We start from the raw sequence: 24,253 nt of genomic DNA on the forward strand, positions 1-24,253 counted from the left end.
CGATAAAGCCGTGTTCATCGTCTCCCTCACCCTTGTGGGGAGGGATCAAGGGTGGGGGTGGTTTGGCCCGGAACGGATCGATACCAACAAAAAGGGCCCCGGAGACTTATCCCCGGGGCTACCAACGCGCGTGTACCCAAGCCTAAAGCTTGTTAGCCCGCTGCTGGCTCTGCATAAATGCGTCATAGTTTAGCTCGGCGATCTGGTTCCAGAGATAATGATCCTTGCGGAAGGCAGTGATGGAATGCCAGATGGTCTTGAAGTGCGGGCTCGATGCCGATAGTTCGGCATAGGTTTCATTGGCAGCGTTAAAGCTGGCTTCCATGATTTCCGGGCTGAATGGGCGCAGTTGCGCGCCGGCAGCGACCAGCTTCTTGATCGCGGTCGGGTTCACATAGTCATACTTGGCCAACATGTCGGCGCTGGTCGCCTGGCACGCGGTCCTGAGCAGCGACTGGTAGGCCAGCGGCAGCTCCTCGAACTTGTCCTTGTTGATCAGTGCGTGGACTGTCGGGCCACCTTCCCACCAACCTGGATAGTAATAATAGGGCGCGACCTTCTGGAAGCCGAGCTTTTCGTCGTCATAGGGACCAACCCACTCGGCGGCATCGATCGTGCCCTTTTCCAGCGCGTTGTAGATTTCGCCGCCGGGCAGGGTCTGGGGAATGACGCCGAGCTTGGTCAGGATGTTGCCGGCGAAGCCGACGCGCATCTTGAGGCCCTGCAAGTCGGAGACGGTGTTGATTTCCTTGCGGAACCAGCCGCCCATCTGGGCTGCGGTATTGCCGCAGGGGAAGCCGACGATGTTGTAGTCGGCGAGGAAGGCATTGGTGATGTCGAGGCCGCCGCCATAATAATACCAGGCGCTCATGCCGCGGGCGTTGAGCGAGAAAGGAATGGCCGCCATGGCGGCCCATGCCACATCCTTGCCGGAGAAATAATAGCCCACGGTATGGGCCATTTCGATGGTACCCTCGGAAACCGGGTCGACCACTTCGAAGGCCGGCACCAGTTCGCCGGCGGCGAACACGTCGATGGTGAAATTGCCGTCAGTGGCTTCGCTGACATATTTGGCCAGGGTTTCGCCGCCGCCATAAATGGTGTCGAGGCCGGGCGGGAATGAACTCGCAAGACGCCAGCTAACCTTGGGCTGCGACTGCGCAATGGCCGGCATGGCAAAGCCGGTGGCAGCAACGACGGCACCCGCGCCAACAGCACTAGCCTTGGTAAAAAACTTGCGACGATCCACCTGATTTTCTCCCTGTTGCAGCCGGCTCTCCCGTTCCGGCTACGGTCAACAATACACGCAGGACGGGGCTAGTAAAGCGATGCAAAGGATCAACGATATAGTGCCCAGCGGGCGGGCATCTGCTCACGACGCTGGTGACAGAGCCGGCAAAAATGTTATGTCGCTGGCGATATTGCCGGGGAGGCGTTGATATGTTCGTCGTGGGTGGTGAAAGCCTGATCGATCTCAAGGCCGAAGTGGTGCTGTCCGACGGAACGCTGATCGGTCGCGATGGCGAAGACCAGATCGTCATGACCGCCCACCCCGGCGGTTCGCCCTATAATTGCGCCATCGCGCTGGCCAAGCTGGGCAATGATACCGGCTTTCTGTGCCCGATCTCGGCAGATGCGTTCGGCGACTATCTGCTGGGCCCGCTGGACGAGGCCGGCGTCACGACGCTGCTCACCGAGCGGGTCAAGGAATATACCACGCTGGCCGTGGTCAATTTCGACGCCAACCACAATGCCCGCTACGGCTTCTACCGTTCGGCGGATGGCGCTATCGAAGCCAGAACAGCCATTGCGGCGCTGCCTGAACAACTCGACCTGTACCAGATCGGCGGCTTCTGCCCGATCAAGCCTGACGAGGCTGCTGTCTGGCTCGAAATCGTCAAGGCGGCCATCGCCAAGGGCGCCACGATTTCTATCGACCCCAACGTGCGGCCAAGCCTAGTCGCTGATTTCACCGGCTTCAAGGCGCGGCTTTCGAACTTCCTAGATCTGGCCCATGTGGTGAAGGTCTCGCAGGAAGACCTCGAAGCGCTGGATAATTCGAGGAGCATCGAGCAGCACGCGGCCGACCTGTTGGACCGGGCCAATTGCGAACTGGTCGTGGTGACGCTGGGCGACAGGGGTTCGAGGGCTTTCACCAAATCCGGGAAAGCCACGGCCGCGATCTATTCTCCGCCGGTGTTAGGCGACACGGTCGGCGCCGGAGACAGCTTGATGGCGGGCATCCTATCCTGGCTCAACGAGCGCGATCTGCTCAAGCCCGGCAAACTGAACGGTCTCGGCGACGGCGCGCTTAGCGATATGCTGGCATTTGGCGCCGTGGTGGCCGGCATCAATTGCGGTCGCAAGGGCTGCAAGCCACCGACCCGGGCAGAGGTTGACGCTGTACTCGGAAAATAATCCGTCCCCGCGCCTAACATTTCCGTTAGTTGCCAGTGCTGACGGCGTCTGATCTCTATCGCGTGAACAGCGGCAGAGGGTTGAGCGATGCGGCGTGGACTGGTGATTTTGAGCGTGCTGGCGGTCGTCGCTGCTGGAGCGGCAGCCTATTTTCTGAAGCCCGTCAATGGCCCGCCTCGTGACCTGACGCTGGCGGGTGACGTCACCCGCGGGGATTATTTGATCCGGCTCGGCGGCTGCGTCGCCTGCCATACCAATACGGCGGCCGGCACCGGGTTCCTGGCGGGCGGCTTTGGGCTTGAAACACAGTTCGGTACCTTCGTGCCGCCCAATATTACTTCTGATCCGACAGCCGGCATCGGTAGCTGGACAATAGCGGAATTTTCCGACGCGATGGGCAAAGGCATGGGGCCGCAGGGGCACCTCTATCCAGTGTTCCCCTATGAGAATTACACGCTGATGAGCGACCAGGAGATCGCCGATCTCTATGCGGCACTGATGGCTACCGAGCCGGTCAGTACGCCCGCCGCCGAAAGCCAGATCCCGTTCCCGTTCAACATCCGCCTCGCCATGGCCGGATGGCAGAACCTGTTCTTTTCGCCCGCGCGTTTCGTGCCCGAACAAGGCAAATCCGAGACTTATAATCGCGGTAAATACCTGGCCTTCGGCCCGGCGCATTGTGTTGCCTGCCACTCGCCGCGCAATGCGCTTGGCGCGCTGGAATGGGATCTGGCGCTGACAGGATCACCCGGCGGTACGGGTGGTCGGGCTCCGGCGCTGACGCGCGATGCGCTGGTCGGCGATGGCTATGACGAGGAGACGCTCGCACAGACGCTGTTGGACGGATTTACCCCCGGCTTCGACGTGCTGGGCGGCTCGATGGCGGAGGTGATCAAGGACGGCACCTCGCAGTGGACCGATGCAGATCGAGCAGCAATCTCGGAATATCTTCTGGCCGAGTGACATACGTAGTTTGACATACGTAACCGACCGCATAAATTGACTGCTGCCTGAGGCAAGCGGACGATTAGTGTGGCTGAAGATAGCGATGATCCCGGTCATCCGGATTATTGGAAACAGTTTCTGGCGGAACCGAACGCCCGGTTTGAAGCCAGCCCGGCCGAGAAGCCGACGCTTGATATCTTGCGCAGCGTTTATTCGCAGGTGCTTCGGGCCTTTGACTTCACCTGCGCAATGACCGGCGCCGTATTTGCCGAGCCGAAAGACTTTCTGCATGACGCGCTGCAGATAGCGCCGATCCAACCCATCGCAATGGGCGGTTTGCTGCATGTCGACAACTTTCTTTGCCTGACCACTCCGGCCGCCCGCGCCTTCGCAGCCGGACAAATCGCGGTGGGGCCGCGACTTGAACTGGTGGCCGATCTAAGCCGCCTCGATCCAGAATTGCTCGAAAGCCTTAATCCGACTGGACGCCTGCGTCAGCCCGATCCTGCGCTTGCACGATTGGACCTGCGCGCCCTCAATTTTCATCGCGAACATATCTTCCTGGGAAGCGACTAGGGCATTTTATCGGACGAGGGGCTTGCGGGAAATTTGCCGTCGCCATAACCCTTGCCCAACAGTCAAGAGGACCGATCATGCCGCAAGATGTCGCCGCCATCCGCTCCATCCTCTCGCTTGCGCCGGTCATTCCGGTCATCATTCTGGATGACATAAGCCAGTCGCGTCCGCTGGCCGAGGCCTTGGTGGCTGGTGGCTTGCCGATCCTCGAAGTGACATTGCGCACGCCGAACGCTCTTAGGGTCATGGAAGAAATGGCCAAGGTGACCGGGGCTATCGTGGGTTCGGGCACGGTTCGGTCGGCATTGCACATGAAGCAGTCGGTCGACGCGGGATGCCGCTTTATGGTGTCGCCGGGGATTTCCCCGCGTATTCTCGACGCGGCCGACGATATCGGCATTCCGCTGCTGCCAGGTATTGCGACGCCCAGCGAGGCGATGACTGCGGCCGAACGCGGTTACGGCTTCCTCAAGTTTTTTCCCGCCGAAGCCAATGGCGGCGCGCCAGTACTGAAGGCGTTTGCTTCGCCTTTGCCCGATATCACCTTCTGCCCGACCGGGGGTATCGATCCCGCCAAGGCCAAGATTTATCTGGGCTTGCCGAATGTAATCTGCGTCGGTGGTAGCTGGATCATGCCCGCCGACGCGCTAGCGTCCAATGACTGGGCCCGCATCGAAGCGCTGGCGCGCGAAGCGAGCGCCTTGCGCGGCTAGATCATGGCCGATGTGCCCGAAGACGGACTTACCCATCTCAGGATCACCCTGAGCGAGACGGCCTATATCGGGCCAGGCCGCGCCGATCTGCTCGAATTGATCGGCAGTACCGGCTCGATCTCGGCGGCCGGCAAGGCCATGAGAATGAGCTACAAGCGGGCTTGGAGTCTGGTGCAGGCGCTCAACGCGGGCTTTGGTATTGTGCTGGTCGAATCCAGCCGTGGCGGGGCGGCGCAGGGCGGAGCGCAACTGACCGAGGCCGGGCGTTTCTTGCTCGAACATTATCGTGCCATGCAAGACAAGACGCGGCAGGCGATTGCCGAGGATGTCGCTGCGCTGCGCCAGAAGTTCGATATGTCCGAACGGAAATAACGCTTGCCTTGTGACGTGGCCTCGAGCGAAAATCGATATGAATTTCAAACCATATCGGAGCTTTCGATGAACCGCGTATTTCTGGGCACCCTGCTGGCTGGCCTGCTGCTTTCCACTGCGGCCCATGCTGAAACGGTGAGCGTTGCCGTCGCTGCCAACTTCACCAAGGTCGCCGAAGAACTAGCGCCGATCTTCAAGGCCGAGACCGGCCATGACGTGAGCTACAGCTTTGGCGCTACCGGCCAGCTCTATACCCAAGCGACCCTAGGCGCGCCGTTCGAGGTCTTCCTGTCGGCCGACGACGTGCGCCCGACCCAGGCCGTGACCGACGGATTGGGCGTCGATGGCACCGTGTTCACCTATGCCATCGGGGCGCTGGCACTGTATTCGACCTCGCTCGACCTGACCGATGGCAAGGCGATTCTCGAAGGCGGCGACTTCGACAAGATTGCCATCGCCGATCCTGCGACGGCGCCCTATGGCCGTGCTGCGACAGAAGCGCTCGATGCGCTGGGCCTGACCGAAGCGGTGACGCCCAAGCTGGTGACTGGAGAGAACATCACCCAGACGCTGCAGTTCATCGAGAGCGGCAATGCCGAACTGGGTTTTGTCGCTGCCAGCCAGGTGAGCGGCAAGTCCTCGGTCTGGCTGGTGCCGGCCGATCTTTATGAGCCGATCCGCCAGGACGCGGTGCTGCTCAAGACCGGCGAGGCCAATCCGGCGGCGACCGCCTTTATCGCGTTCCTCAAGAGCGAGACGGCCGTGGCCGTGATAGAAGCAGCGGGTTACGTCGTGGAATAAACGGGCTGCAGGATGAGCTTTGCCGATATCTGGACGCCGGTCAGCCTGACGCTGACTCTGGCCTTGATCAACACGCTCATCCTGCTCGTCATCGGCACGCCGATCGGCTGGTGGCTGGCGCGCAGCAAGAGCCGCTACCGGGAACTGGTGGGTGCGGTGGTGTCGATGCCGCTGGTGCTGCCGCCGACGGTATTGGGGTTTTACCTGTTGATCGCGCTCGGCCCCAACGGGCCGGGCGGCTGGATTGCCGGTTTGTGGGGCGGGCGGACGCTGGCATTTTCGTTCACCGGGCTGGTCATCGGCTCGTTCTTTTACTCGCTGCCCTTCATGGTGCAGCCGCTGCGCAACGGCTTTGCGGCGATTGGCGACGATGCGCTGGAAGTGGCGTCGAGCCTCGGGGCCTCTGACTGGCAGCGGTTCTGGCGAGTGGCGCTGCCGCTGGCCCGGCCGGGCTATATCACCGGCGCGGTGATGACGTTTGCCCATACGGTGGGTGAGTTCGGCGTGGTGCTGATGATCGGTGGCAATATCCCGGGCCAGACCAAGGTGATCGCCATTGCGCTGTATGATTATGTCGAACGGCTGCAATGGGGCGAGGCGCATGTGATCGCCCTGGGCATGGTGGTGTTTGCGTTTGTGGTGATCGCGGTGACGCTGACGATTGATCGGCGGATCAATGTGCCGATGCCCTGAGGGCGTGCGGAAGCGCCGCCCGGGTGCGGTTTTCGAATAGAGCGATGGTGGCGAGGCGACTGCCTCGGGGTAGGGTAGTAAAAAGTGAGGCAGTTGCCTCGCCACCAGGTCGGGATTTGTCGTGGGTTGGGATCGTGCTGGCCATTATCGCAGACCAGCGCGCCCGATTTCCCCGCACGCAACAGGAGCGACCTCCCATTCCCGGCAATCTCCACGCTCGTCACTCGTCATGACTAGCTCTGTTGTGAAGATGGGGGGAGTATGCGGGAGGTGGCGGTGGGTGGGGATAAGTTTATGTGTTTTACTCAACGTCAACTCAAGCACGGTGTCATCCCGGCGAAGGCCGGGATGACACCGTGCGGGTGCAATCACTGCGTTGAACAGCAAAATCTCATCCATTAACTGTTTCAGGGGGAGGTTGGGTGGGGGTATTGTTGCCTACTCCAGCTTTTTCAGCATTGCCGTGGTGATGGACTGTGTCGTCGAGAAATAGTCTTTCCACGGGTCGGGTTGTTGAGCCCTTGCCGCTGCATCGGCCAACGAGAACTGGTTGGCGGCGTTGATTGTCTCTAGTTCATCCCACGTTATCGGCACGGCTACGGGGGCACCTTCGCGGGAGCGGGGGGACCAGGGGGCGATGGCGGTGGAGCCGCGCTCGTTGCGCAGGTAGTCGATGAAGAGTTTGCCCTTGCGCTTTGCCTTGCTCATGGTGGCGACGAAGCGGTCGGGCTCGTTGTCGGCGAGGCGCTGGGCGATGCCCTTGCAGAAGGCTTTGACATCGGGCCACTCGGCGCTGGCTCGGAGCGGGGCGATGACGTGGACGCCCTTGCCGCCGCTGATCAGGGGATAGGTTTCCAATCCCCACCCCTGCAGCTCCTCGCGGATGGTGATGGCGGCGGCGCGCACATCGGCAAAGCCAAGGCCCTCGTCGGGGTCGATGTCGAAAATGATGCGCTCGGGTTTTTCGACGTCCTTGATGCGCGAGCCCCAGAGGTGCCATTCCATGACGTTCATCTGCGTCCCGGCGATGAGGCCAGCGAGGTCTGTGATGTAGAAATAGTCCTCCTGGCTGCCGTCTTTCTCGGTGATCATCAGCGACTTCATTGATTCATGGAAACCGCCGGTATCGTGCTTCTGGAAGAAGCAGTATTTGGCGCGACCCTGCGGACAGCGCAGCAGGCTGAGCGGGCGGTTTTCGATATAGGGCAGCATGCGCTCGGAGATGGCGACGTAATAGGCAACGAGGTCGGCCTTGGTGACCCCCTGACCGGGGTAGACGACGCGATCCGGGCTGGTGAGCTTGATGCCGGCGGCCTCGGCGGCGTCGATGCCGGCCTGGCCTGAGAGAGGCGCTGACTTGACGGCGGGGACGGCGTGCTCAAGCGCGACGGCATCAGCCGGCTTGTCTTCACGCAAAGCGAGGAATGACGGGTGGCGCAGCACGCCATCGGGGGTAAATTCGGTATAGCCGATTTCGGCCACCAATTCGGGCGCGACCCATTTTGCCGTCCGGGCGATTGGCCTCGGGACTTCGGCGAACGGGCTGGTCTTGCGGCTGCGGGCGTTGAGTTGCTGCTGTAGCGCGTTGGCGCTGTTCACGGTGAAGCCGGTGCCGACGCGGCCGCGATAGACCAGCTTGCCGTCATCCCAAGTGCCGATGAGCAGGGAAGCGAAGCTTTGTTTTTTCGTCGAGGGCGTCCAACCGGCGATGACGAATTCCTGGCGCTTGCTGGCCTTGATCTTGAGCCAGCTTTTGGTGCGCTCGCCGCGATAGGGGGCGTCGGCTTGCTTGGCGATGATGCCTTCGTGGCCTTCGCGCGCCACTGCATCGAAGACCTTTTGGCCATTGCCGGTGACATGGGCGGAAAATTGCACCAGCGAGGAGGATTCGATCTTGCCGAGCAGCTTTTCGAGCTTGGCCTTGCGCTCGGTCAGCGGCTGTTTGGCGAGATCAGCGCCATCGAGTTCGAGCAGGTCGAAAGCGAAAAACACCAGTGGGCCACCGTCGGAGAGGTGGTCCTTAAGTGCCGAGAAATCGGTGCGGCCCTTGCTGTCGAAGGCGCAGAGCTCGCCGTCGATCAGCGCGGTGCCCTTGGTGATACGCGTCAGCGGCGGCACGATTGCAGCGAATTTATCCGTCCAGTCCTTGCCGGTCCGGGTGTAAAGCCTGACCTGGTCGCCGGCGATGGCCGCCTGGCAACGGTAGCCATCATACTTCATCTCGAAAACCCAGTCTTTACCGGCGGGCACGTCGGTGACGAGGGTAGCGAGCTGAGGTTGGCGGAAGGCGGGCGGCTCAATCGCCTTGCCCTTGCGGGCAACCGCTTTGGCAGCCTTGGGCAGCGGATTATCGACTGCCTTATCCTTGTCGGAATGCCAGACTGCGTCGGCTTCCGTCTCAGTCTGCTTCCTGGGCTTGAGCCCCTTGGCAATGGCGTCGAGGTCGCGGCCGGTGGAGACGGATTTGGTGAAGCGCTCGGTGAGCAGCTCGCCGTCGTCCTTGGCATGGTCGTCGTGGTGCTTGATCAGCAGCCAGTTCTCGCGGGCCGGGCCGGCCTTGCGCTGGGTGTCGCGGCCCTTCATGTGGACCAGCACATATTCGCCCTTCATGCGGTGACCGTTGATCTTCATCTTGAGATCGCCGCTTTCCAGCGCCTCATGGGGATCGTTGATCGGTTCCCAGGTGCCCTCGTCCCAGAGCATGACGGTGCCGCCGCCATATTCCCCTGCGGGAATGGTGCCTTCGAAGCTGCCGTAATCGAGCGGATGGTCCTCGACGCGGACGGCTAGGCGCTTATCGGCCGGATTATCGGACGGGCCCTTGGTAACGGCCCAGCTTTTGAGCACGCCATCCAGTTCGATGCGGAAATCATAGTGCAGGCGGGTAGCGTCGTGCTTTTGCACAAGGAAGCGCAACTCTGTGGATTTACCGTCGCGGGTGGCCTTGCCGGATGGCTCCTGCGTCTTGGTGAAGTCGCGCTTGGCCTGATATTCCCTGAGTAGCGTCTCGGCTTTGTTGACCATGGGCTAACTCGCCTATTGCGTTGTGGATAGCTTTGCGGCTCCAACGAGTCCGAAGCGTTAGTCGTTCCTGTCGGGGCCGCGTTGCGCCGAGAGCTCCGCAACCATAAAGTCCTGGCAACGAAGACCAAGGGAGAATCAGCGATGGATTTTTTGAACGGCTTTGCGCTGGATGGCCTCAGCATCACGCTGATCGGCCTTGGTATCCTGGCGCTGCTGGTGCTGTTTGCCGGCGCCAAGACGGTGCCGCAGGGCTATAATTTCACCATCGAGCGGTTCGGCAAATATACGCGGACGCTGAAGCCCGGTCTCAACCTGATCGTGCCGTTTATCGATAGCGTCGGCAAGAAGATCAACGTCATGGAGCAGGTGCTGGACGTGCCGCACCAGGAGGTGATTACACGAGACAACGCGTCGATTACCGCCAATGGCGTGACGTTCTACCAAATCCTCGATGCGGCCGCGGCGGCATACGAAATCTCCGGACTGGAGAACGCCATCCTCAACCTGACCATGACCAATATCCGTACGGTGATGGGCTCTATGGACCTCGATGAGTTGCTGAGCCATCGCGACGAAATCAACGAGCGGCTGCTGCGCGTAGTGGATACGGCGGTATCGCCATGGGGCATCAAGATCACTCGCATCGAGATCAAGGACATCGATCCGCCAAAGGACCTTGTCGAGTCCATGGGCCGCCAGATGAAGGCGGAACGCGAGAAGCGCGCTGCGATCCTTGAGGCAGAAGGCCGGCGGCAATCGGCGATCCTTCAGGCTGAAGGCGCCAAGCAGGCGCAGGTGCTCGAAGCCGAGGGCCGCAAGGAAGCGGCGTTCCGCGATGCCGAAGCCCGCGAACGGTCTGCCGAAGCTGAAGCCAATGCGACGCGGATGGTCAGCGAGGCGATCAGCGCTGGCAGCGTGCAGGCGATCAACTACTTCGTTGCCAACAATTATATCAAGGCGCTCGAAGCCATCGCCACATCGCCGAACCAGAAGATACTGATGCTGCCGGTGGAAGCGGCCAGCGTCATCGGCTCGATAGGGGGCATTGCGGAAATCGCGCGCGAGACTTTCGGTGGGTCGGCCCCGTCGACACCGGTACGCACGGGCCGTCCTCCCTCGGCCGGCCAGTCGTAGAAGAGAGCCCGTACCATGCAGGTCATCGACTTTATTGCGAGCAACGGGCCGTGGGCCTGGCTGGTGGCGGGGCTGATCCTCTTGGCACTCGAACTGGTCGTGCCCGGCGGGTTCCTGCTGTGGATGGGCATTGCCGGCATCGTCACCGGGCTGGTGGCGCTGCTGCAGCCGGTCGGGTGGCCGGGGCAGTGGTTGATCTTTGGCGTGTTGTCGCTGGTCAGTATCGCGCTGTGGGTGCGCTGGTCGCGCGCGCGGCCGGCCAAGACAGATCGGCCCTATCTCAACCGGCGGGCGGACCTGTTCATCGGGCAGGAAGCGGTGCTGGAAATGCCGATCGTGCAGGGCTATGGTCGCGTCGTGTTGGGCGACACGGTATGGCGCGTTTCAGGCCCTGAGCTGCCGGTCGGGCATCGTGTGCGCATCGTGGGCAACTTGGGTGCGGTGTTGGCGGTGGAGCCTATAGGCTAAGTTTATGTTCGAAGGGAACTCGACCGCCATTCGACCTTAGGTCTCATGGCCTTTTCGCCTCAGATCGCTCCACTGGAGCGATCTGCCCTGCGGGACATCTCAAAGCTTCATTAACCATAAGGTGCAAGGATTGCCGGAAGCCTGGCGCATTGCGCCGCAGGGCCATTTTCAGTTGGCGGAGCGGACTATTGGCCTTGGTGCGATGGCAGATGGCAGGACTGGCGAGCGCCTTGGCCCTTGGCCTGGCATTGCCGGCGCTGGCCGCCTCCGATCTGGCGCCGGGTGACGGCTCGAAGGTCGACAATGAGCGGCTGCTGCCCGGTGTTTATCCCGAAGGGCCGGTGCTGGGGAGCAGCGACGGGCTGCGCGAGCCATATGATCCATTCTTTGACGTCGACTGGTCTGTCGCGTTGCGCGGCACCTATACCAAGGCGACCGCCGGCGAGCGCTTTGACGTGCGTATCGTGCCGTCGGTCAGCCTCGAACATATCGGGACGCGGTCGGCGGTCAATTTCGACGCAAGCGCGGAAATCGTTCGCCCACATGAGGGCAAGGCAATCGATATCGGCGCGCTGCGGCTGGGTCTGCAGTCGGGGTATACGATCGACAGCGTCACTCGTTTCAATGCCAATGGCAATTTTTCGCTGACCCAGCAGACGCCGGGTACGCCGGGCGTGGCGAGCAATGTCGCGGTTGCGCCGGAGACCATCAGCGGCGGTGCCGATGTCGCCCTGACGCGCAAGTTCGGCAGGTTTAACGTCTCGATCACCGGTGCGGCGCAGCGCAACATCTATGGCGCCACGACGCTGAACGACGGCAGCGTGGTCGGCAATTCGGAACAAAATTACTGGGCGCTGGATAGCGGATTGCGCATCGGCTTCCAGGCGACGCCGATCTTTGAAGTGTTCGGGCAGGGCGGCGCCGGACGCGATATTTTCGATTACCAGACGGCATCCGCGGCGGTCAGCGCCAATGCCAATGACTATACGCTGAAGGGTGGCGTCACCGGGCGCTGGAACAGCGTACTCGAAGTTACCGGCTCGGCGGGCGTCGGCCTACGCCGCTTTGACGTGGCGAGCGTGAGCGATGTGGTGAGCCAGCTTTACGACGCGCAGGTGACGTTCACGCCCGACCCGACGTTGCGCATGTCGGCTGGTTTTGCCACCATCGTTACACCACCCGGCCCAAACGGCAGCGGCACGACCAAGGTGGATTATGTTGCGACGGCCAGGGCCGGCTATACGGTCAATTCGTGGCTGGCATTGCGAGCGCTGGCAGACTGGAACACGGCCCGGTTCGAGGGCAGCACCAATGTCGAGAGCGGCTATGGCTACGGGCTTGGCGCCGATTACAAGATCAACGCGCACACGGCGGTGACTGCGGACTACGACTTCGACCACACCGACAGCACGGTCAATGGCCTGCAGGACGCCCACAGGGCTACCATGGGCATCACACTGTCTCGCTAGAGCTGTTCGTCGAGATCGAGCTTGCGGAGTTCCTTGAGGAAGCCCTCGCGGATGTCGTCGCGGTCGAGGGCGTAGACCACGTTGGCGGTCAGAAAGCCGATCTTGGAGCCGCAATCGAAGCTCTTGCCCTGGTATTTGACCCCGGTGAATTCCTGCGTATGCATCAGCGTCTGCATGCCGTCCGTGAGTTGGATTTCGCCACCAGCGCCGCGCGGCTGGTCGGCCAACAGGTTGAAAATTTCGGGCTGCAGGATGTAGCGGCCGGAAATGATCAGGTTAGACGGGGCGTCCTCGCGCTTGGGTTTTTCGACCATGCCGGTAAGGCGGAAGCCATTGTCCGGACCTTCGCCGCGCTTGATGACGCCATAGGACGAGACTTCGCTTTCGGGCACTTCCTCGACGGCGATGATGTTGCCGCCGGTCTCTTCATAGGCGTCCATCATTTGTTTCAGGACGCCAGGCTCGCCCTTGAACAGCATGTCGGGGAGCAGCAGCGCGAAGGGATTGTTGCCGACGATATCGCGGGCACACCAGACGGCGTGGCCGAGGCCGAGCGGCTCCTGCTGGCGGGTGAAGCTGGTGCGGCCGGCCGAGGGCAAGTCCTGGCGCAGCGCCTTGAGTGCCGCAGTTTTGCCACGCAGTTCCAGTGTAGTTTCAAGTTCGAACTGGCGATCGAAGTGGTCTTCAATGACGCCTTTGTTGCGCCCTGTCACAAAAACGAAGTGCTCGATGCCCGCTTCCCGGGCCTCATCTACCGCATACTGGATCAGTGGACGATCGACGACCGTCAGCATTTCCTTGGGCAGGGCCTTGGTTGCAGGCAGGAAGCGAGTCCCCAGACCGGCAACAGGAAATACGGCTGTTCTGACGCGTTTTTGCAAGTCTGGCACTCCATACAGGTCGGGCGTAAAGCTATCTCAACCACTCTCAGATAACATAATGGCAAACAAGCGTCTGACATTAGAGGTTAATTCATGGCGGTATTGGTTACCGGCGGTGCGGGCTACATCGGTAGTCACATGGTGCTCAATCTGGCAGATGCCGGCGAAAAAGTGGTGGTTCTCGACAATCTGGTGACCGGCTTCGACTGGGCGATCGATGGCCGCGCGCTGTTCGAAAGCGGTAGTGCCGGAGACGTGGAGCTGGTCTGCCGCCTGATCGAAAAGCATGGCATTACCGAAATCGTGCACTTCGCCGGTTCGATCGTGGTGCCGGAATCAGTTGTGGATCCGTTGAAGTACTACGGCAACAACACGGCGACCTCGCGCAACCTGATCGAGGCGGCGGTCAGGAGCGGGGTGAAGCATTTCATCTTCTCGTCGACCGCTGCCGTCTATGGCATGACCGGTCTGGCCCCGGTGGTCGAGACCACGCCGCTCAATCCCATGTCGCCTTACGGCCGTTCCAAGCTGATGACGGAATGGATGTTGCAGGACGTCGCGGCAGCGCATCCGATGACTTATGGCGTGTTGCGCTATTTCAATGTGGCGGGCGCCGATCCGGGCAAGCGCAGCGGCCAGTCAACGCCGATGGCGACACATCTGATTAAGGTGGCGGCGCAGGTGGCGCTCGGTCAGCGCGAGAAAATGGACATTTTTGGTACCGACTACGAGACACCCGACGGCACCTGCGTGCGGGACTATATCCATGTGACCGACTTGATTGCGGCCCACGCCCTGCTGCTCAAGCATCTGCGCAAAGGTGGTGAGAGCACGACGCTGAACTGTGCCTATGGCCAAGGCTATTCGGTGCGGCAAGTTGTAGAGACGGTGCGCCAAGTGTCGGGCGTCAACCTGCGGGCCGATGAAGGTCCGCGCCGTGCCGGCGATCCGGCTTCGATCACCGCGACAGGCGAAAAGGTGCGGAGCCTGCTGGGTTGGAAACCGCAGCATGACGACCTTACCGAGATCGTTGAATCCGCCTATTGGTGGGAACGCCACCTGATGACGCGGAACCGGTAGGCCTATGCTGAGACTGCTTGCGCTTATTTTCGCCTTGCTGACGCTGCCGGCCTTTGCTCAGCCGGTCGAAAGCTTTGACAGCTTCATCGCCAATTTCCGCGCCAAAGCGTTGGCGGCGGGAGTGAGTGGCGCGGTTTATGACGCGGCGATGGGTGGCCTGACGCCTGATCCGCGCGTGCCGGACCTAGTGACGACGCAGCCCGAATTCACCACGCCGATATGGGACTATATCGAGGGGCGGGTGACCTCTGGCCGCGTCGAGCGCGGCAAGGCGGCGATCGGACGCAACTCCACGCTGTTTGCCTCAGTAGGCCAGACCTATGGCGTCGATCCGTATGTGCTGGGCGCCATCTGGGGCATGGAGACCGACTATGGTGCGGTGCTGGGCAACGACAGCCTGATCCGACCCATCGTGCGCTCGCTGGCGACGTTGGTGCATCAGCGCCGGACACGGCTGGTGGAGGACGAGGCCGACTTGATAGCTGCCCTGCTGCTGGTGCAGCGGGACGGACAGAGCCCAATTGGCTCATGGGCAGGGGCCATCGGGCATTTGCAGGTCAACCCGAGCAATGTGCTGGCGCATGGCACTGACGGCGACGGCGACGGACGCGTCGACCTGCACAATTCACTGGCCGATGCGCTGGCGACCAGCGCGAAATTCCTTCGCGCGCTGGGTTATCAGCCGGGGCTGGACTGGGGCATGGAAGTCGTCGTCCCCGAGGGGTTCGACTACCTGCTGGCAACCCGGACGGAAATGCGACCGATATCGTTCTTTGCCGAGCGCGGCATTGCGCGGGTGGCCGGACGGAGTTTCGCCGACGCGAACCTGCCGGTATTTCTCTATGTTCCGGCCGGTAAAGACGGGCCGAAATTCCTGATGACGCAGAATTACCTGGTGTTGAAGGGCTATAATTTCTCTGACAGCTACGCCATGAGCGTTGCCCATATGACGGATCGGCTCAAGGGCGGCGGCGGCTTTGTCGATGACTGGCCGCGCAAAACCGCTCTGCCCAATCTGGCGCAGCGCAAGGCGATCCAGCAGGCGCTGCTGACGCTCGGACTGTATCAGGGCGCGGTAGACGGGCGGCTAGGGCCGATCAGCCAGGAGGCCTATGCGCGGTTCCAGGCGGCGCGGGGCGAAGTGGCTGACGGGTTTATTACGGGGGCGTCGCACGATGCGCTGGTGGCGGCGAGCCGGTAACGAACTGGGGACCCGGATGGCTTTGACCGGCTGGGCTTGCTAAAGGAAAATCATGATGCGCTATGTTCTGGCAGTACTGGTTGGAATGCTCGTCCTGGTGGACGTGGCGCCGGCCTTTGCGCAGCAGCAGGACACCATCGTGGTGGCGCAGGAGCAGCGCCGACGGACCTTGTTCGACCTGCTGTTTGGCGAGGAACAAGCGGCACCGCCACCGGTGCAACAGCAACCGCGGCAACAGCAACAGCGACGGCAAGCACCGGCGGTGAGCCTGCCGCCACCCAAGCCGGTTGTTGAGAAGGCAACCGACGCTACACGCCTGGCAGTATTCGGGGATTCTTTGGCCATCGACCTGAGCCGGGCCCTCGAGCGCTTTTATGCCGAAGATCCCAATCTCGTCGTGGTTAATCAGGGCGTCAGCGATTCAGGCTTTGTGCGGACCGACTATTTCGACTGGGACAAGGCCGTTACGGAGCAGATCGCGGCGGATAGTTTCGACCTTGCCGTGGTGATGATCGGCATCAACGACCGGCAGGAAATCAGCATCGATGGAACCAGTTATAACTCGCTGACCGCCCAGTGGACTAGTGCTTACCAAGCGCGCATCACCAGCTTTCTCGGCAAGCTGCGGGCGGCGCGCAAGCCGGTGATCTGGGTTGGCCTGCCGCCAATGTCCAAAACCGAATATTCGGCGGCGCTCAGCCAGATCAGCAATATCCAGCGGCTCGCCAGCCTGTCCGGCAGTGCAGAATTTCTTGATATCTATGAACGGTTTCTGGGAGAAGACGGCAAGTATTCTTCGCAGGGGCCGGACGTGAACGGACAGAACGCCCGCATGCGCAAGGATGACGGTATCCACTTCTCGACCGCGGGTGCGGACAAGCTGGCCTTTTATATCAGCCAGACTATCAGCGCCGTCTATCGTGGTGGCAGCGGCGTTTCGATCGCGATAGCCGACCCGCTGGCGGGCACCGACGCGGCGGCCATGCTGCGGCCACCCTATCAGGGGCTCGGGCAAGTGCGGCTGCTTGAAGTAGCGGGCGCGGTGATCCCGATCAGCCGTGTGCCGTCGCGTGCCAGCGAGTTGCTGACCGCAACAGGTGTGGTGCCGCAAAGCGCGCCATTCTCGCTGGAAGAGTTGATGACAGCGCCGCCGGGCCGGGTCGATGCTTTCGGTCTTGGAGTTGATCCAGCAGCCCCACCTGCCATCAATCCGGGTCCGCGCTAATCAGCCAAGTGGCTTAAACTATTCGTTAAAGCGGACGGCTCCGATGTGGGGGAGGTTACGATTGCGCTGGCCGTAATCGATGCCATAGCCGACGACGAATTTATCGGGGATATCAAAGCCGACCCAGCGCGCCTTGACGTCGGTTTCGCGGCGGCTCGGCTTGTTGAGCAGGGCGCAAACCTCCATGCGGGCCGGATGGCGGGTCTCGAGGATTTCTAGAACGTGCTTGAGCGTGTAGCCGGTATCGACGATGTCCTCGACGACCAGCACGTCGCGGCCGGCGATCTCGCCGCGCAAGTCCTTGAGGATGCGCACTTCGCGGGAGGATTCCATGGCATTGCCATAGGAGGAAGCCTCCATGAAATCGACTTCCACGGGCAGGTCCAGTTCGCGCACAAGATCGGCGATGAAGATGAACGAGCCGCGCAACAGGCCAACGACGACGAGTTTGTCGGTGTCGGAATAATAGGTGGATATGTCTTTGGCGAGAGCCTCGACGCGGGCCGCGATGGCCTTGGCGGAGATCAGTTCATCGACGATGTAGGGCTTCTGGGACATGGCGAATCCGGGTCACGCGAGGTGCGGGATTGTTAGCAGACTGTTAGCTTTGAGAGTAGCGGGGTGCGGTTGCGAAGTGAGTGGCGAAGGGGAGTTTTTGATGGGGTACCCCCTCCTAGCCTCCCCCTGATAGGGGGAGGGACTTCATCCAGTTTTTGGCACCATGTTGCCTAACCCGCCAGCCAGATCCCTCCCCCTTTTCAGGGGGAGGCTAGGTGGGGGTATTCTTGCTTCCCTTACCTGGGCAAGTCGGTCTTGCCCATCAGGTCGTAGTCGATGGAGCGGGCGGCCTGGCGGCCTTCGCGTATGGCCCAGACGACCAGGGACTGGCCACGGCGCATGTCGCCAGCGGCGTAGACCTTGGATACGGTGGTCTTGTAGCTCATCGTGTCGGCGAAGAGGTTGCCGCGCTTGTCCATCTCGGCGCCGAGTTGGGCCAGCATGCCTTCGTAGATCGGCGAGGCGAAGCCGATGGCCATCAGGACCAGGTCGGCCTTGATGACGAATTCGGTACCGGGGATGGGCTGGCGCTTGCGATCGACGCGGGCGCATTCGACGCCGGTGACCTGGCCCTTGGCATTGCCGATGATCTTCATGGTGCCGGCAGCAAATTCGCGGATGGCACCCTCGGCTTGCGACGAGGACGTGCGCATCTTGACCGCCCAGTTGGGCCAGTTGGTCAGCTTGTTTTCGAGTTCGGGCGGCATGGCGCGAACGTCGAGCTGGGTGACGGCGATGGCGCCCTGGCGGAAGCTGGTGCCGACGCAATCGGATGCGGTATCGCCGCCGCCGACCACGACGACATGCTTGCCGGCGGCGGTGAGCTGGACCTGATCGGACACATCCTCGCCGCCGAGGCGACGGTTCTGCTGCACGAGGAATGGCATGGCGTAGTGTACGCCGTTGAGATGGGTGCCTTCGCTATCCACATCACGCGGCTTTTCCGAGCCGCCGCAAAGCAGCACTGCGTCATGCTTGCGCTGCAGATCGGACAAAGGCGTGGTGACGCCGACGTTGACGCCATAGTGGAAGGTGACGCCTTCGGCTTCCATCTGGGTAACGCGGAAGTCGATGTGGTCCTTCTCCATCTTGAAGTCGGGAATGCCGTAGCGCATCAAGCCGCCAGCTTTTGGCTCGCGCTCATAGAGGTGAACGTCGTGCCCGGCACGGGCGAGCTGCTGGGCGGCGGCCATGCCGGCCGGACCGGAGCCGACGATGGCGACGGACTTGCCGGTTTTGGTGGCCGAAATCTGCGGCTTGACCCAGCCATTGCGGATGGCGCGATCGGCGATGGCCTGCTCGACCGTCTTGATGGCGACGGGCGCGTCTTCGAGGTTGAGCGTGCAGGCCTCCTCGCAGGGTGCGGGGCAGATGCGGCCGGTGAATTCGGGGAAGTTGTTGGTGGAATGGAGGTTGCGCGCAGCCTCCTCCCAGTCGTTGTTATAGACGAGGTCGTTCCAGTCGGGGATCTGGTTGTTGACCGGACAGCCGGTATCGCCGTGACAGAAGGGCACGCCGCAATCCATGCAGCGCGCCGCCTGGTCGACGATGCGGCCTTCGCTCATCGGGATGGTGAACTCGCCGAAATGGCGGATGCGATCGGAGGCCGGTTCGTACCGGGGGTCTTCGCGCTCGATCTCGAGAAAGCCTGTTACCTTACCCATGGCTTGTCTCCCTGGAATTGATGTTGGTGCGTTGGGTGTGGCCCCAGATCGAGTCACGAGCGCCGGACGGTACCTCCCCCTTGACGGTGGAGGCTAGGTGGGGGTGGCGGTTAGACCCGATATTTGGGCCAAACGTCCCCCTCCCTGACCCTCCCCGCAAGGGGGAGGGTGTCGACTGGGATACCGGGTTCAAGTTTCCAAGCGCCATCATTCCGCTGCCACGCCCATGCCGCCGGTGGCGCGTTTCTTTTCCATTTCGCGCAGGGCACGGCGGTATTCGACCGGCATGACTTTTACGAATTTGGGACGCATTTCGACCCAGTGGTCGAGGATGTATTTGGCGCGGGCCGAGCCGGTGTAGTGCAGGTGGTTGGAAATGAGCTGGTGCAGACGCTCGTCGTCATGCTTGCTCATGTCGCCGGAAATGTCGACGCGGCCATGCCACTCGAGGTCGCCACCGTGGTGGTGAACCTTTTGCATGAGGGCTTCTTCTTCGGGCACGGGCTCGAGTTCGACCATGGCCAGGTTGCAGCGTTCGCGGAAGGTTTCGTCTTCATCTAGGACGTAGGCGACGCCGCCGCTCATGCCGGCTGCGAAGTTGCGGCCGGTGGGGCCGATGACGACGACGACGCCGCCGGTCATGTATTCGCAGCCGTGATCGCCGGTGCCTTCGACGACCGCGATGGCGCCGGAGTTGCGCACGGCGAAGCGTTCGCCGGCAAAGCCGTGGAAGTAGCATTCGCCGGCAATGGCGCCATACAGCACGGTGTTGCCGACGATGATCGACTTGGACGGATCAAAGCTGGCCTTGCCGGAAGGACGCACGACAATGCGGCCACCTGACAGACCCTTGCCGACATAGTCGTTGGCGTCGCCCACCATGTCGATGGAGATGCCTCGGGCAAGGAAGGCGCCAAACGATTGCCCGGCAGTGCCGGTCAGCTTTATCGAGATGGTGTCGTCGGGCAGGCCTTCATGGCCATACTTGCGGGCAAGGGCGCCCGACAGCATGGCGCCGGCCGAACGGTCCCTGCTGCGGATCGGCATTTCGATCTGTACCGGGGTGCCGTTTTCCAGCGCTGGCTGGGCCAGTTCGATCAGCTTGCGATCAAGCACGGCGTCGAGGTGATGGTTCTGGAACTCGGAGTGATACAGCGTGTCGCCGCCGATGGGCTCGGGCTTGTAGATCAGCTTGGAAAAATCGACGCCGTCGCTCTTCCAGTAGTCGGCCATCTTGCGCTGGTCGAGCAGGTCGGACCGGCCGGTAAGTTCGCGCATGGTGCGGGCGCCCATGGCAGCCATGAGGCCGCGAAGTTCTTCGGCGATGAAGAAGAAGTAGTTGATGACGTGCTCGGGCGTGCCTTTGAAACGCTTGCGCAACACAGGGTCCTGGGTGGCGACGCCAACGGGACATGTGTTGAGATGGCACTTGCGCATCATAATGCAGCCTGCGGCGATAAGGGGCGCGGTAGAAAAGCCGAATTCGTCAGCGCCGAGCAGGGCACCGATCAGCACGTCACGACCGGTCTTGAGGCCGCCATCGACCTGCAGGACGACACGCGAGCGCAGGCGGTTCAGCACCAGCGTCTGGTGGGTTTCGGCGAGGCCGATTTCCCACGGGCCGCCGGCATGCTTGAGCGAGGTCAGTGGCGACGCGCCGGTGCCGCCATCATAGCCCGAGACGGTGATGTGATCGGCGCGGGCCTTGGCAACGCCAGCCGCAACCGTGCCGACGCCGACTTCGGAGACCAGCTTGACCGAGATATCGGCCTGCTCGTTGACGTTTTTCAGGTCGTAGATCAGCTGGGCGAGGTCTTCGATGGAATAGATGTCGTGATGCGGCGGCGGCGAAATCAGGCCAACGCCGGGGGTGGAGTGACGCGTCTTGGCGACGACCCAGTCGACCTTGTGGCCCGGCAACTGGCCGCCTTCGCCGGGCTTGGCACCCTGCGCGACCTTGATCTGGAGCTGGTCGGCATTGACCAGATATTCGGTGGTGACGCCGAAACGGCCCGAGGCGATCTGCTTGATGGCCGAGCGCATCGGGTTTTGCGACCCGTTGGCCAGCGGCTTGTAGCGGTCGGGCTCTTCGCCGCCTTCACCGGTGTTGGACTTGCCGCCGATCTGGTTCATGGCGATGGCCAGCGTCGTATGGGCCTCGCGGCTGATCGATCCGAAGGACATGGCGCCGGTGACGAAACGCTTGACGATCTCGACGGCCGGCTCGACTTCGTCGAGTGAAACGGCTTCGCCGATCGGCTTGATCTCAAGCAGGTTGCGGATGGCCAGATAGCCGTTTTCACCGGAATTCACGCGGTCGGCAAAGCTGTTGTAGCGATCCTGGGCGGTTTCGGGGCTTTCATCGCGAGTGCGGACGGCGTGCTGCAGGTCGGCCACCACGTCGGGGGACCAGGCGTGCTTTTCGCCGCGGATGCGATAGGCATATTCGCCGCCGATATCGAGCGCCTTGCGCAGCACGATATCGTCGCCAAAAGCGTCGCGATGGCGGCGCACGGTTTCCTCGGAGACTTCGGCGAGGCCAACGCCTTCGATGGTGGTGGCGGTGCCAAAGAAGAAGCGCTTGACGAATTCGGTCTTGAGGCCGACGGCGTCGAAAATCTGGGCACCGCAATAGGACTGGTAGGTCGAGATGCCCATCTTGGACATGACCTTGAGCAGGCCCTTACCGACCGACTTGATGTAGCGATAGACCACTTCGTGGGCATCGACTTCGGCCGGGAATTCGCCTTCGGCATGCAGGGCGCCGAGGGCTTCGAAGGCCAGATAGGGGTTGATGGCTTCGGCGCCGTAGCCGGCCAGCATGGCGAAGTGGTGCATCTCGCGGGCTTCGCCGGTTTCGACGACGAGGCCGGACGAGGTGCGCAGACCCTTGCGGATCAGGTGGTGATGCACGGCGGCGGTGGCCAGCAACGCGGGAATGGCAATGCGGTCGGCGGCGACGAGGCGATCGCTGAGCACGATGATGTTGTACTCACCGGCAATGGCGGCTTCGGCCTGGTCGGAGATCGACTTTATAGCCGCTTCCATGCCGGCCGCGCCCATATCGGCGGGGTAGGTGATGTCGATAGTGCGGGTCTTGAAGTGGTTGTCTTCCATGTCACCGATGGCGCGGATCTTTTCGAGATCCTCGTTGGTGAGAATGGGCTGGCGCACTTCGAGACGCTTTTCCTTGGAGACGCCTTCGAGATCGAAAATGTTCGGACGCGGGCCGATGAAGCTGACGAGCGACATCACCGATTCCTCGCGGATCGGATCGATCGGCGGGTTGGTGACCTGAGCGAAGTTCTGCTTGAAATAGGTGTAGAGGAGCTTGGACTTGTTGCTCAGCGCTGACAAAGGCGTGTCGGTGCCCATTGAGCCGACGGCTTCCTGGCCGGTGGTGGCCATGGGCGCCATCAGGATCTTGATGTCTTCCTGGGTATAGCCAAACGCCTGCATGCGATCGAGCAGCGACTCCGACGTTACCGGCGCCTTGGGTTCGGTCTCGGGCAGGTCTTCGAGCACGATCTGGCTACGGGCGAGCCATTCGGCATAGGGGTTTTTGGTGGCGAGGGTACGCTTGATCTCTTCGTCGGAGATGATGCGGCCTTCTTCCAGATCGAGCAGCAGCATGCGGCCCGGCTGCAGGCGCCAGCGCTCGACGATGTCCTCGTCGGGAATATCGAGCACGCCCGATTCCGAGGCGAGGACGACGTGGCCTTCCTTGGTGACGAGGTAGCGGGCAGGGCGCAGGCCGTTGCGGTCCAGCGTCGCGACGACGTAACGGCCATCCGACAATGACATGGCGGCGGGGCCGTCCCACGGCTCCATCAGAGCGGCGTGGTACTGATAGAAGGCGCGGCGCGTCTCATCCATCAGCGGATTGCCGGCCCAGGCTTCAGGGATCAGCATCATCGCTGCATGCGGCAGCGAATAGCCGCCGCGTACGAGGAATTCGAGCGCGTTGTCAAAGCATGCGGTGTCGGACTGGCCCTCGTAGGAGATCGGCCAGATCTTGGTGATGTCGTCGCCGAACAGGGGCGAGGACACCGATGCCTGGCGGGCAGCCATCCAGTTGACGTTGCCACGGATGGTGTTGATTTCACCATTGTGGGTGGTCATGCGGTAGGGGTGCGCCAGCTTCCAGCTTGGGAAGGTGTTGGTCGAGAAACGCTGGTGGACAAGCGCAATGGCCGATTCGAAGCTTTCGTCCGACAGGTCGGAATAGAAGGCCTTGAGCTGGTAGGCGAGGAACATGCCCTTGTAGACCACGGTGCGGGCGCTCATCGACACGACATAGAAGCCGTTGTCGGAATTGCTCTCGGGTACGGCGGCATAGACGGTGTTGGAGATGACCTTGCGGACGATCAGCAGCTTGCGCTCGAACTGGTCGAGGCTGAGCCCTTCGGGCCGAGCGATAACCATCTGCTCGATGATCGGCTGGGTTGCTATAACGCCTTCCGAAAGCGCGGAATTGTCGAAGGGGACCTTGCGCTCACCCAGCATGGTCAGGCCTTCACGCTCAAGGCATGCATGTACCACTGCGGCGACGCGATCGCGCAGGCCGGGCGTGTTTGGGTAAAACAGCATGGCCGCGGCGTAGTGATGCTTTTCGGGCAGCTCGAAAGCCATGACCTTCTTGAAGAAGGCATGCGGCGTCTGCACCAGGATGCCGGCACCATCGCCCATCAGGGGATCGGCACCGACGGCGCCGCGATGTTCGAGGTTCTCGAGAATTTCGAGACCGCGCTCGACCACTTCGTGGCTGGGCTTGTTCTTGATGTTGGCGATCATGCCGATGCCGCAGGCATCATGCTCGTTGGCCGGATCGTATAGACCCTGGGCTGGCGGGCGGCCGGTAGCGGCGATCAGGGTTTTGCGAGTATCGGCCTGTGTGGTGTCCGGAGAAAGCTGTCCGTTCCGCTCGTGTGCCATGATGATATCCTCGCTGGTTGATCGCACCCGTTGCCGGGCTTGGTTCGCTATATCGTGTGCATCCTGATGTTGCCGGATTGCCGGCCCGCTGGATGC

19 protein-coding genes are annotated in these 24,253 nt (G+C 61.8%); 13 read left to right on the forward strand and 6 right to left on the reverse strand.

Features of this window, described 5'->3' with window-relative positions:
* Positions 1 to 142 precede the first annotated feature (142 nt).
* Positions 143 to 1,249 carry a TRAP transporter substrate-binding protein gene (locus WH91_RS03915; RefSeq protein ID WP_046169717.1) on the reverse strand — a complete coding sequence of 369 codons (1,107 nt, stop codon included), beginning with the start codon at positions 1,247 to 1,249 and terminating at the stop codon, positions 143 to 145.
* Positions 1,250 to 1,440: 191 nt separating this feature from the next.
* Here WH91_RS03915 and WH91_RS03920 point away from each other — a divergent pair, with 191 nt between their 5' ends.
* The 7 genes from WH91_RS03920 to modB all read left to right on the forward strand — a co-directional run bounded on the left by WH91_RS03920 (position 1,441) and on the right by modB (position 6,518).
* On the forward strand, positions 1,441 to 2,418 hold the full coding sequence (locus WH91_RS03920) for a carbohydrate kinase family protein (protein WP_052952577.1): 978 nt from the start codon (positions 1,441 to 1,443) through the stop codon (positions 2,416 to 2,418).
* 87 nt (positions 2,419 to 2,505) lie between these two features.
* Positions 2,506 to 3,381 (forward strand): c-type cytochrome, encoded by an 876-nt coding sequence (locus WH91_RS03925; RefSeq protein WP_046169718.1) that lies wholly within the window; start codon positions 2,506 to 2,508, stop codon positions 3,379 to 3,381.
* A gap of 69 nt (positions 3,382 to 3,450) precedes the next feature.
* The gene (locus WH91_RS03930; protein ID WP_046169719.1) at positions 3,451 to 3,939 is read left to right on the forward strand and encodes a hypothetical protein; all 489 of its coding nucleotides are present in this window, start codon (positions 3,451 to 3,453) and stop codon (positions 3,937 to 3,939) included.
* A 77-nt stretch (positions 3,940 to 4,016) separates the two neighbouring features.
* Positions 4,017 to 4,652: a bifunctional 4-hydroxy-2-oxoglutarate aldolase/2-dehydro-3-deoxy-phosphogluconate aldolase gene (eda, locus tag WH91_RS03935; RefSeq protein ID WP_171910566.1), complete on the forward strand. Its 636-nt coding sequence runs from the start codon at positions 4,017 to 4,019 to the stop codon at positions 4,650 to 4,652.
* A gap of 3 nt (positions 4,653 to 4,655) precedes the next feature.
* On the forward strand, positions 4,656 to 5,024 hold the full coding sequence (locus tag WH91_RS03940) for a winged helix-turn-helix domain-containing protein (protein ID WP_046169721.1): 369 nt from the start codon (positions 4,656 to 4,658) through the stop codon (positions 5,022 to 5,024).
* 66 nt (positions 5,025 to 5,090) lie between these two features.
* Positions 5,091 to 5,825 (forward strand): molybdate ABC transporter substrate-binding protein, encoded by a 735-nt coding sequence (gene modA, locus WH91_RS03945; protein WP_046169743.1) that lies wholly within the window; start codon positions 5,091 to 5,093, stop codon positions 5,823 to 5,825.
* Between the two features lie 12 nt (positions 5,826 to 5,837).
* The gene (gene modB / locus WH91_RS03950) at positions 5,838 to 6,518 is read left to right on the forward strand and encodes a molybdate ABC transporter permease subunit (RefSeq protein ID WP_046169722.1); all 681 of its coding nucleotides are present in this window, start codon (positions 5,838 to 5,840) and stop codon (positions 6,516 to 6,518) included.
* A 438-nt stretch (positions 6,519 to 6,956) separates the two neighbouring features.
* Here the strand turns inward: modB and ligD are convergent, their stop codons facing one another.
* Entirely contained in the window at positions 6,957 to 9,542 is a 2,586-nt protein-coding gene (gene ligD, locus WH91_RS03955; protein ID WP_046169723.1) for a DNA ligase D, read from the reverse strand.
* A 141-nt stretch (positions 9,543 to 9,683) separates the two neighbouring features.
* On the opposite strand from ligD, the gene WH91_RS03960 reads away from it, so the two are divergent.
* From WH91_RS03960 to WH91_RS03970, 3 genes are all read left to right on the forward strand, one after another.
* A complete protein-coding gene (locus WH91_RS03960) occupies positions 9,684 to 10,676 on the forward strand; it encodes an SPFH domain-containing protein (RefSeq protein ID WP_046169724.1) in 993 nt (330 codons plus the stop codon).
* 15 nt (positions 10,677 to 10,691) lie between these two features.
* Positions 10,692 to 11,144, forward strand: a complete 453-nt coding sequence (locus WH91_RS03965) for an NfeD family protein (protein ID WP_046169725.1) — start codon at positions 10,692 to 10,694, stop codon at positions 11,142 to 11,144.
* 197 nt (positions 11,145 to 11,341) lie between these two features.
* Positions 11,342 to 12,613: an outer membrane beta-barrel protein gene (locus WH91_RS03970; protein WP_244542370.1), complete on the forward strand. Its 1,272-nt coding sequence runs from the start codon at positions 11,342 to 11,344 to the stop codon at positions 12,611 to 12,613.
* Here WH91_RS03970 and galU read toward each other — a convergent pair.
* Positions 12,610 to 13,494 carry a UTP--glucose-1-phosphate uridylyltransferase GalU gene (gene galU, locus WH91_RS03975; RefSeq protein WP_046169727.1) on the reverse strand — a complete coding sequence of 295 codons (885 nt, stop codon included), beginning with the start codon at positions 13,492 to 13,494 and terminating at the stop codon, positions 12,610 to 12,612. The two genes, WH91_RS03970 and galU, sit on opposite strands and share 4 nt — an antisense overlap.
* A gap of 93 nt (positions 13,495 to 13,587) precedes the next feature.
* Here galU and galE point away from each other — a divergent pair, with 93 nt between their 5' ends.
* From galE to WH91_RS03990, 3 genes are read left to right on the forward strand one after another with little or no spacing between them, the layout of a single operon-like run.
* Positions 13,588 to 14,574, forward strand: a complete 987-nt coding sequence (gene galE / locus WH91_RS03980) for a UDP-glucose 4-epimerase GalE (RefSeq protein ID WP_046169728.1) — start codon at positions 13,588 to 13,590, stop codon at positions 14,572 to 14,574.
* Positions 14,575 to 14,578: 4 nt separating this feature from the next.
* The gene (locus WH91_RS03985; RefSeq protein WP_046169729.1) at positions 14,579 to 15,775 is read left to right on the forward strand and encodes a lytic murein transglycosylase; all 1,197 of its coding nucleotides are present in this window, start codon (positions 14,579 to 14,581) and stop codon (positions 15,773 to 15,775) included.
* A gap of 52 nt (positions 15,776 to 15,827) precedes the next feature.
* A complete protein-coding gene (locus WH91_RS03990) occupies positions 15,828 to 17,000 on the forward strand; it encodes an SGNH/GDSL hydrolase family protein (RefSeq protein ID WP_074797479.1) in 1,173 nt (390 codons plus the stop codon).
* Positions 17,001 to 17,018: 18 nt separating this feature from the next.
* On the opposite strand, the gene hpt is transcribed toward WH91_RS03990, so the two are convergent.
* The 3 genes from hpt to gltB form a co-directional block, all read right to left on the reverse strand.
* Positions 17,019 to 17,558 (reverse strand): hypoxanthine phosphoribosyltransferase, encoded by a 540-nt coding sequence (hpt, locus tag WH91_RS03995; RefSeq protein WP_046169731.1) that lies wholly within the window; start codon positions 17,556 to 17,558, stop codon positions 17,019 to 17,021.
* Between the two features lie 236 nt (positions 17,559 to 17,794).
* The gene (locus WH91_RS04000) at positions 17,795 to 19,222 is read right to left on the reverse strand and encodes a glutamate synthase subunit beta (RefSeq protein ID WP_046169732.1); all 1,428 of its coding nucleotides are present in this window, start codon (positions 19,220 to 19,222) and stop codon (positions 17,795 to 17,797) included.
* 207 nt (positions 19,223 to 19,429) lie between these two features.
* The gene (gene gltB, locus WH91_RS04005) at positions 19,430 to 24,157 is read right to left on the reverse strand and encodes a glutamate synthase large subunit (protein WP_046169733.1); all 4,728 of its coding nucleotides are present in this window, start codon (positions 24,155 to 24,157) and stop codon (positions 19,430 to 19,432) included.
* Positions 24,158 to 24,253: the final 96 nt, after the last annotated feature.

This window comes from Devosia psychrophila (assembly GCF_000971275.1).
Taxonomy (GTDB): Bacteria; Pseudomonadota; Alphaproteobacteria; order Rhizobiales; family Devosiaceae; genus Devosia; species Devosia psychrophila.

Coding starts and splice junctions, on each gene's coding strand:
- WH91_RS03920 (WP_052952577.1), top strand. CDS start 1,441: ATGTTCGTCGTGGGTGGTGAAAGCCTGATCGATCTCAAGGCCGAAGTG.
- WH91_RS03925 (WP_046169718.1), top strand. CDS start 2,506: ATGCGGCGTGGACTGGTGATTTTGAGCGTGCTGGCGGTCGTCGCTGCT.
- eda (WP_171910566.1), top strand. CDS start 4,017: ATGCCGCAAGATGTCGCCGCCATCCGCTCCATCCTCTCGCTTGCGCCG.
- WH91_RS03940 (WP_046169721.1), top strand. CDS start 4,656: ATGGCCGATGTGCCCGAAGACGGACTTACCCATCTCAGGATCACCCTG.
- modA (WP_046169743.1), top strand. CDS start 5,091: ATGAACCGCGTATTTCTGGGCACCCTGCTGGCTGGCCTGCTGCTTTCC.
- modB (WP_046169722.1), top strand. CDS start 5,838: ATGAGCTTTGCCGATATCTGGACGCCGGTCAGCCTGACGCTGACTCTG.
- ligD (WP_046169723.1), bottom strand. CDS start 9,542: ATGGTCAACAAAGCCGAGACGCTACTCAGGGAATATCAGGCCAAGCGC.
- WH91_RS03960 (WP_046169724.1), top strand. CDS start 9,684: ATGGATTTTTTGAACGGCTTTGCGCTGGATGGCCTCAGCATCACGCTG.
- WH91_RS03965 (WP_046169725.1), top strand. CDS start 10,692: ATGCAGGTCATCGACTTTATTGCGAGCAACGGGCCGTGGGCCTGGCTG.
- galE (WP_046169728.1), top strand. CDS start 13,588: ATGGCGGTATTGGTTACCGGCGGTGCGGGCTACATCGGTAGTCACATG.
- WH91_RS03985 (WP_046169729.1), top strand. CDS start 14,579: ATGCTGAGACTGCTTGCGCTTATTTTCGCCTTGCTGACGCTGCCGGCC.
- WH91_RS03990 (WP_074797479.1), top strand. CDS start 15,828: ATGATGCGCTATGTTCTGGCAGTACTGGTTGGAATGCTCGTCCTGGTG.
- hpt (WP_046169731.1), bottom strand. CDS start 17,558: ATGTCCCAGAAGCCCTACATCGTCGATGAACTGATCTCCGCCAAGGCC.
- WH91_RS04000 (WP_046169732.1), bottom strand. CDS start 19,222: ATGGGTAAGGTAACAGGCTTTCTCGAGATCGAGCGCGAAGACCCCCGG.
- gltB (WP_046169733.1), bottom strand. CDS start 24,157: ATGGCACACGAGCGGAACGGACAGCTTTCTCCGGACACCACACAGGCC.